The 8340-nt window shown below is 41.7% G+C and carries 5 protein-coding genes; all 5 read right to left on the bottom strand.

The window, feature by feature from the left end; translation table 11 throughout:
• Nucleotides 1–261: 261 nt before the first annotated feature.
• The 5 genes from V7K84_RS19885 to glyA all read right to left on the bottom strand — a co-directional run bounded on the left by V7K84_RS19885 (nt 262) and on the right by glyA (nt 8032).
• Entirely contained in the window at nt 262–798 is a 537-nt protein-coding gene (locus tag V7K84_RS19885; RefSeq protein ID WP_334840522.1) for a GAF domain-containing protein, read from the bottom strand.
• A gap of 986 nt (nt 799–1784) precedes the next feature.
• Entirely contained in the window at nt 1785–3698 is a 1914-nt protein-coding gene (gene dxs / locus V7K84_RS19880; RefSeq protein ID WP_334840520.1) for a 1-deoxy-D-xylulose-5-phosphate synthase, read from the bottom strand.
• A 750-nt stretch (nt 3699–4448) separates the two neighbouring features.
• Complete coding sequence (locus tag V7K84_RS19875; RefSeq protein WP_334840518.1) at nt 4449–4895, bottom strand: hypothetical protein; 447 nt, start codon at nt 4893–4895, stop codon at nt 4449–4451.
• 491 nt (nt 4896–5386) lie between these two features.
• The gene (locus tag V7K84_RS19870) at nt 5387–6637 is read right to left on the bottom strand and encodes a competence/damage-inducible protein A (RefSeq protein WP_334840516.1); all 1251 of its coding nucleotides are present in this window, start codon (nt 6635–6637) and stop codon (nt 5387–5389) included.
• A 111-nt stretch (nt 6638–6748) separates the two neighbouring features.
• Nucleotides 6749–8032: a serine hydroxymethyltransferase gene (gene glyA / locus V7K84_RS19865; RefSeq protein ID WP_334840515.1), complete on the bottom strand. Its 1284-nt coding sequence runs from the start codon at nt 8030–8032 to the stop codon at nt 6749–6751.
• Nucleotides 8033–8340: the final 308 nt, after the last annotated feature.

Below are 8340 nucleotides of genomic sequence, written 5' to 3'. Positions count from 1 at the left end.
CTTTTGTCTCACAATTATTCTGCTCACTGATTACTGCCTTCTTTGATGAGGGGTAAGACCCCTCATTTATTCGCCAACAGTCTCATAGAATTCGCAGCTATATAAACAAAGTCCGCCTCCGCAGAAATCATGAAAAATTCAGGGTTTATAACCCACGGAGGTGGGTTTTGCCTGTGTAGACAAGCCAGTGCGTTGGGCGGCTTTGCCGACTTGAAACAACTGGCGCGCGGTTTCTAACCGCCCTTTTTATTAACCGCCTTTTTAACTCTCTAGAATATTTCGATCTGTTGCTAGAGTTTGTGCCCCTGTTTGCATCATTTGTATATCTGATGGCGACCAATCATGAGGCCCTTGACAGTGGTGTGCTACTAGTAATCCCCATAATCCTCTAGGGATGACAATTGGTGCAACCAAGTTGGCGCGAACCTGCATACTGCGGAGAAAGTCTCGGTGACAAGCCTCGATTGGCTCTAATTCAATATCAGCGATCGCTCTTACCCGTCCTGCTAAGTATAAAGCAGCATACTCGTTGTTAAAACAATCATCTGGGCCAGTGGAACCCAGGATTGAAAATTCTTGAGAACTTAAAGATTCAAAAGTTACCTGTCCTTCCCACTGCCCGTAAAAATAATACAACACCACCCGATCGACCTGAAGCGATTCTCTGAGTTGATTGGTTGTTTGCCGGACTAACTCATTTTGCTCTATTGACCTGACAAGGCGATCGAGCAATTTTTGCAACCCCTGCTCGCGGCGATCGCGGTTTTGGTTAAATTTGGAGTGAGGATGAATTTGCACGGTTCTAAAATTACGAGTAAGTAAATGCTGGCGGATTTTTACAGTAATTTATTAAACTTTATGTAGATACACTGTTCTATTTATAGCAGCAATTCTATTTTAACGAAACATAATACTATTCAAGCTCTGCGGTGAATTGAAAATAAATTATTAAGAAATTCTTTTTTTATCTAGTTCAGATAAAAATCAGAAATATAAATTTAAAGTTAAGAATTTTAGAATTTTACAAATAATATGCTTGCTTTTTTATAATTTAAGGCAATAAATACACTTCAAACTTTAATGTAATACCAATTAGGCTGAGAAATTATACGGAAAAGTTATCAATTTCTCTAAATGTTGGCTTTCTTTGTTCAGCCGTGATTTTTAATTGTCAAGGAAATTTACTGATTATTTTATCAAAATGCCTAATTGCTTTATCAAAATGCCCGTTTGCTTGCTCAATATACCGAAATGCTTTCTCAAAATGAGCTTTGACTTATTCAAAAGAAGCTTTTGCTTTCTCATTTTGGTGTTTTCCGCAAGCAAAAGCTGCTTTTACTTACTCAAACCCCAGTTTCCTTTCTAATTTAAGTGTTCTCCGCAAGGCGTAGGTTAGCTTGAGGAACGAAACCCAACCTACTATTCTGGGAACAAGGTAACGAGGTAAAAATTGAGGGTTTGAAACCCACTCTGTAGGTTGTGCTTGTGTAGACAAGCCAGTGCGTTGGGCGGCTTTGCCGACTTGAAGCAACTGGCGCGCGGTTTCTAACCGCCCTTTTAACTATTTAACCTTTAACCAACTAAATATATCTGTTGGGGTAATTTGCCAATTTGCTAATACATCAATAACAGTCAATTTATGAACTAGCAGTCACGAAAGAAAAGTCCGCTTTTAATTTTATTGCAATTGGTGAAGAGTGAGTAGAAATAGCGATCGCTAATATTCTCACAAAAATAACCCCTGTTATAGGGGTTATTTTTAGATAATACTGTTGATAAGTAAACTAAACCACAGCAGATGCAGATACTTGCTGCTTAAAGAAAGCTTGCAATACTCTCTCTGCTATTTGATGACTAGTTAAACCTAGTTCTGTCTTAGATTCATTGGGTTCAGCATGATCTACCAATATATCTGGTACACCAAATCGCTTGACAGGAACAAGAATATCTGCATCTAGTAAAGCCTCCGCGATCGCAGAACCAAAGCCACCCATGACACAGCCTTCTTCTAAGGTGACAACACGGCCGATTTTCTTCGCTAAAGGTAAAATCAACTCGGTATCCAACGGCTTAACGAAACGGGCATTAATTACAGTTGCTTCAATGCCATGTTCGCTGAGAATTTCAGCTGCTTGCATTCCTGGATAGACCATTGTGCCATAAGCAACGATTAACACATCATCGCCTGTACGCAGAATCTCGCCTTTACCGATTTCTAAAGGTTCCCAACCTTCTTCCATCAAGGGAACGCCGTAGCCATTGCCACGAGGGTAGCGCATTGCGATCGGCCCACTGGTATGCTCAACACCAGTTACTATCATGCTTTGCAGTTCTGCCTCGTCTTTGGGTGCCATTATTGCTATGTTGGGAATACAACGCAGATAGGCAATGTCATACATACCTTGGTGAGTTGGGCCATCAGCACCGACAATTCCTGCCCGATCCAAGCAGAAAAATACTGGCAGGTTTTGGATGCAGACATCGTGAATTATTTGGTCGTAGGCGCGTTGCAGGAAGGTAGAATAAATAACAGCTACAGGTCGCATCCCTTCAGTTGCAAGTCCTGCTGCTAGAGTAATTGCGTGTTGTTCCGCAATACCGACGTCTATATATTGATTCGGCAGTTTTGCTTGAAGTTTATCTAAACCTGTCCCTGTTGCCATAGCCGCAGTAATGCCGACGATTTTGGGGTTTTGTTCGGCAAGTTTTACCAGAGTGTGAGAAAAGACTTTGGCATAAGCTGGGGGTTTGGGTTTATTAGAAGGAATGGCTTTGCCAGTTGCTACGTTGAAGGGGCTTTGGGCGTGGTACCCAACTTGATCTAGTTCGGCAATTTCATAACCTTTGCCTTTTACTGTTGCCACATGTACCAAAACTGGGCCTGGTATCTGATGTGCTTGTTGGAAAGTGGCAATCAATTCTTCGAGATTATGCCCATCCACTGGACCAATGTAGGTAAAGCCGAGTTCTTCAAAAACTGCACCTACCTTCGGAACAGCCAAGCGCTTCATACCTTCTTTGATGCGTCCGAGTTCGGGTGACAGGGATTCACCCACGAAGGGAATTTGCTTAAACTGTTCCTCAAGATTATCTTTAATAAATTGCACCGGTTGGCTGAGGCGCATTTTGTTGAGATAGCGAGGAATCGCGCCGACGTTACGAGATATGGACATGTCGTTGTCGTTGAGAACAACCAACAGGTTAGTTTTCGGCATGTGTCCGGCATGGTTGATGGCTTCTAAAGCCATACCCCCAGTCAGTGCGCCATCCCCAATCACAGCAACAGCTTTAAATTTTTCCCCTTTCAAGTCTCGCGCTAAAGCCATGCCCAATGCTGCTGAAATACTTGTAGAAGCGTGTCCAGCCCCAAAGTGATCGAACTTATTTTCACCCCGTTTCAGATAGCCTGCAACTCCGTCCTTTTGTCTGAGGGTGTGGAAGCGATCGTAACGTCCTGTAAGCAGTTTGTGGGGATAAGCCTGGTGTCCTACATCCCAAATCACTTTATCTCGATCTAAGTCCAGTGTTTGGTAAAGTCCTAGTGTTAATTCGACAACACCCAACCCTGGCCCCAAGTGTCCACCATTAACTGCTACTGTTTGAAGATGCTTATCTCGAATCTGACGGGCAATCTGTTGCAGTTGGCGAACAGATAAACCGTGCAACTGATTAGGATGGGTGATTTCGCTCAGATGCATATTATAAGGTTTTCCTCTCTAACTTCGAGTCTCGGTATTTTGATTTTCCCACGGTCGGGTTGTCTACAGAATCAAACTCTTACATTGTTACTAAGTTGTAGTGGAAAGTATAACTTCTTAATTGACGATGGTGAAAAATTTGTTAACCATTAACAATTCGTCAAATAAGATTGCAATCAGTTAAAGTTATAACACATTTTCTCATGGGTAATGCTACTTAAAAAATGCCTGTAATGCGTATATAAAAACAAGTTTTTTAAGAGTAATTTGCGGAAGTTCCCTAAGCATATTACTCAATGTTGGCATTTTAAGTTAATACAAATGAAAATCAAATATTTTATTTACAGCTACATATCTAGCATAATTGCTAGTAAATATTTAACTATAGTTTCTACCTTTATTCGGTGACAGCAGCTAATTTTATCAACGATCGCTAGTTCTTATAACTGTGACAAATATGTATCTAAAGTTACTTGATTACTTTATCTAACTTCATTTATTAGTATATATCTCGTTAAGAGTCTCCAATTGGAAACGAGGCATTAATTACAATCCCTTATAGGGATACAGAACTATCTGTGTTACCCTACCATAATGTTTAACTACCTGTAAATTGCTGTAATAATATTGATATAACCTGAGATTTTCCGAAATTACTCGCAAACAACAAGATTTCCGACCTCTTTAAGAAGTCGGAAATTTCAAGCTTTCGATTTTTACAAATCCAATAGGATTGCTATATCTATATCTCTATTTACCAAAAGCATCTTTAATGTTTTCAACAGTACGTTCAACAACATTCTTGGTGTTGTCTACTGCTTCTTTAGTCCGAGATGCATCTTCATTTGCTCTTCTCTGAATTGTAGCGGCATCTTTCTTTGCTTTGCGCTCAACGAAGCTACCATTGTCTGTTGCTTGGTCAACTTTACTGGCATTGCTCTTGGCAGCATCCTTAACTTTGTCTGCTGTATCATCAATGAAATTCTTGGTTCGTCCAGCATCTCTACTAGCTTTTTCTTGAGCGCGATCGCTTGTGTCTGAGGATGCAATCAAGGTTGCAGCAGGATCGGCTAGTGCTGAGGTATTCGAGAAAAATGCACCTTGCCAAACGAAAGCGATCGCTAACATACAAAACAGCGCTGTGGCCATCCAGCGTTTTACGGTGGAAAACTGTTTTGCAACATAATTGGATTTCATACAATACAATCTCATGTGATTTAGTATACTATTTCTACTTCATTTAGCTTGTTAGAGATATCGATCTCTAGATAGAAGTTCTGGAATCAATAGTTATGAAATGAATTCACTATTTTGATAGATTGAATTTTGAGTAAAGATTATTTCTTGGTAATTAAACGTAGAATTAAACAGTTTACAGTTTTTGAACATCGGCGATCGCCCTTCAGTTAATTAACTTGCGATCGCTTCCAGCGGACGGTTACGTCATTGCAATTGAATTTTTATGATTGGGGCGTTTGCATTCTGATTTTTTCTTCAGTCCAATCCAACATCCGAAAAGCTGCTGGTAATACAACTCAATAGCAGACTTAATCACATCCGTTACTGCTTGATTAGCCTGCTGTTAAATAAAGGCTAGTTTATCGGCATACTCGTCATCTAATTGTGCATTAATTCGCATCGTTAGGTTCGTTTGTCATACAATCTGTATGACAAACATAATATACCTGCTACCTCGTCAACAACTTCCGGCGCAGATTATCCAACGCTGCATTTGCACTCACATAACGAATTAAAGCCCGACCTCGTACAGTACCAAACTGATACTCAAAACTTGTCACTTCATTCTTTGGCCCGGCTAAACCAATGTAAACTAAACCCACTGGCTTTGTATCTGTTCCTCCGGTTGGGCCAGCAATTCCAGTAATACTCAGTCCCCAAGTTGTTGCAAGGCGGGTTTTGACTCCAACAGCCATTTGCTCTGCAACAGTAGCACTTACCGCCCCAAATTTATCTAAATCTTCTTGGTTAACCCCCAACAACCTAACCTTCACCGAATTGTCATAAGAAATTACTCCACCCCAAAAGTAATCAGAACTCCCAGAAATCTCAGTCAACATTTGCCCTAAACCTCCACCAGTGCAAGATTCTGCCACTGAAAGTGTTTCTTTTGATGCCCGCAACAACTGACCGACTACGGAAGCCAGAGTATCATTATTAACGCCGTAAAAATCCAGTCCGGCAATTTCTTTAAGTTGTTTTTCAATGGGCGCAATTAGGGCTTCTGCGGCTGCTTCTGAATTTGCTTTTGCAGAAACTCGCAATCTAACTTCCCCTTTACCTGCATAAGGGGCAACTGTGGGATTTGGCAACTTCAAATACGAAGAAACCTTTTCCGCTAAAGCAGATTCACCAATACCCCAAAACTTTAAACTCCGACTGTAAATAATTTCTTTACCCCAACCTTGACTTTTGAGAAATGGCACAGCTGTTTCTTCCCACATCGCGTGCATTTCACTGGGAACACCGGGAAAGGTAAAAATCGTGACTTCAGGACGGGGTTGCCAAATGATACCGGGTGCTGTTCCGGTGGGGTTGGGTAGAATTTCTGCACCTTGGGGAATCAAAGCCTGCTTGCGGTTACTTGGTGACATAATCCGACCGCGTTGGGCGAATTTCTGTGTTATATCTTCGATAATGTCAGAACGTTCTACCAACGGGACTTTAAAAAAATCGGCGATGGTTTCGCCAGTTAGATCGTCTGGTGTGGGGCCAAGTCCACCGGTGAAAATGAGAATTTGCGCTCTGGAAATAGCAATTTCTATAACTTGCTTCAACCGTTCTGGATTATCTCCAACCACTGTTTGATAGTAGTGGGGAATACCTAATTGCGCTAATTGTTGCGCCAAAAATTGAGCATTGCCGTTGAGAATATCTCCTAGCAATAGTTCAGTACCAACACAAATAATTTCTGCACTCATTGGAAGGAATAGTTAGAAGTTAGAAGTTAAAAGTTAGGAGTTAGAAGTTAGGAGTTAGGAGTTCAATATTTAAAACTCATCACTCCTAATTCTGAACTCCTAACTATCATGTCAGGCTAATGCTGGTACAGGAATTTCCAGATGAGGATATAAGGGGAAGCGATCGCACAATGCCGCTACCCGTTGCCGACAATCTTGGGTTACTACGTCGGAATCTGGAGAAAGTAGGCGATCGCTAATAATATTGGCAATCTCGGTAAATTCTGCTACTCCTAAGCCCCGTGTGGTCATTGCTGGCGAACCTAACCTCAGACCGCTGGTAACAAATGGCGACTGCGGATCGAAGGGAATAGTATTCTTGTTAGCAGTAATATTCACGGTACTGACTAGCCGATCTGCCTGCTTACCAGTTAGGCTTACAGAGCGTAAATCTATTAAGATTAAATGATTGTCAGTGCCGTTAGATACTAACTTTAAACCACGATTTTGCAGTTGTTCGGCCAAAGCACGAGCATTTTCAATTACTTGGGCAGAATAAGTTTTAAACTCAGGCTTGAGGGCTTCTCCAAAAGCTACTGCCTTACCAGCAATAACGTGTTCCAATGGCCCGCCTTGGCTGCCAGGAAAAACAGATTTATCTAGCTTTTTACCTAGTTCTGCGTCGCCAGTCAAGATTAAACCACCTCTAGGGCCGCGTAGAGTCTTATGAGTAGTTGTTGTGACTACGTGACAGTGAGGAATGGGGTCGGGATGAAGACCAGTGGCAACTAAACCAGCAATGTGAGCAATATCGGCAAGTAAGTAAGCGCCGATTTCATCAGCAATACTACGGAATTTTGCAAAGTCAATTACACGGGGATAAGCCGAATAACCACAAATCAAGAGCTTAGGACGCTCCCTCAGCGCCAGCTCGCGAATTTGATCGTAGTCAAGTTGTTCTGTTTGTTGACTGACACCATAGTGGCTAACTTGGAACCACTTACCTGAGAAATTGACAGGAGAACCGTGGGTAAGATGTCCTCCATGAGACAAATCCATTCCCATAATTTTGTCCCCTGGTTCCAACAGAGACAGGAACACAGCAAAATTGGCTTGTGCGCCAGAATGGGGTTGCACATTCGCATGAGCAGCACCAAATATCTGTTTAGCACGGTCGATCGCTAGTTGCTCAATTTTATCGATAAACTCACAACCGCCATAGTAGCGTTTACCAGGTAAACCCTCAGCATATTTATTTGTCAGTACCGAACCTTGAGCCGCCAGTACAGCAGCAGACGTAAAGTTTTCGCTAGCAATCAATTCCAAGTGATCTTGTTGACGCTGTAGTTCGTCGTTGATTAACCCTGCGATCGCCGGATCGCTGGAAGAAAGAAAGTCTGAATTAGTCCTAGTCACTTGAATTATCCTTATGGAAATTTGTACAACGGCTGATTTTGCTTGGACGCAGCACCTAAATATACAGTCAAGAGCAATGGTTTTTGACTGCTGTACAGAGACAATTAATCGTCTCCGTACTCTGGAGGTTTATTTGTGCCAACTTATTTATTATTAGACCCAAGCTCGATTAATGCATTAATTATCATAACGTTGCTTTTTGAAATCCTCACCTTGCTGCGTGTTGTGAGGTCGTTAGACAGTATTCTTTATGAACCTATGTTAAATAATACTTACTGCGTAGGCGTAGCCCGTCGGAGACATCGCTG

The organism is Nostoc sp., from assembly GCF_036917315.1.
In the GTDB taxonomy this organism is placed as follows: Bacteria; Cyanobacteriota; Cyanobacteriia; order Cyanobacteriales; family Nostocaceae; genus Nostoc.
Note: the sequence above shows the minus strand (reverse complement) of the source record. Positions and strands in the feature narration are given on the sequence as shown.

Bases quoted from the DNA above. Each gene is read 5' to 3' on its own strand.
- dxs (WP_334840520.1), bottom strand. From the start codon at position 3,698: ATGCATCTGAGCGAAATCACCCATCCTAATCAGTTGCACGGTTTATCT.
- V7K84_RS19875 (WP_334840518.1), bottom strand. From the start codon at position 4,895: ATGAAATCCAATTATGTTGCAAAACAGTTTTCCACCGTAAAACGCTGG.
- V7K84_RS19870 (WP_334840516.1), bottom strand. From the start codon at position 6,637: ATGAGTGCAGAAATTATTTGTGTTGGTACTGAACTATTGCTAGGAGAT.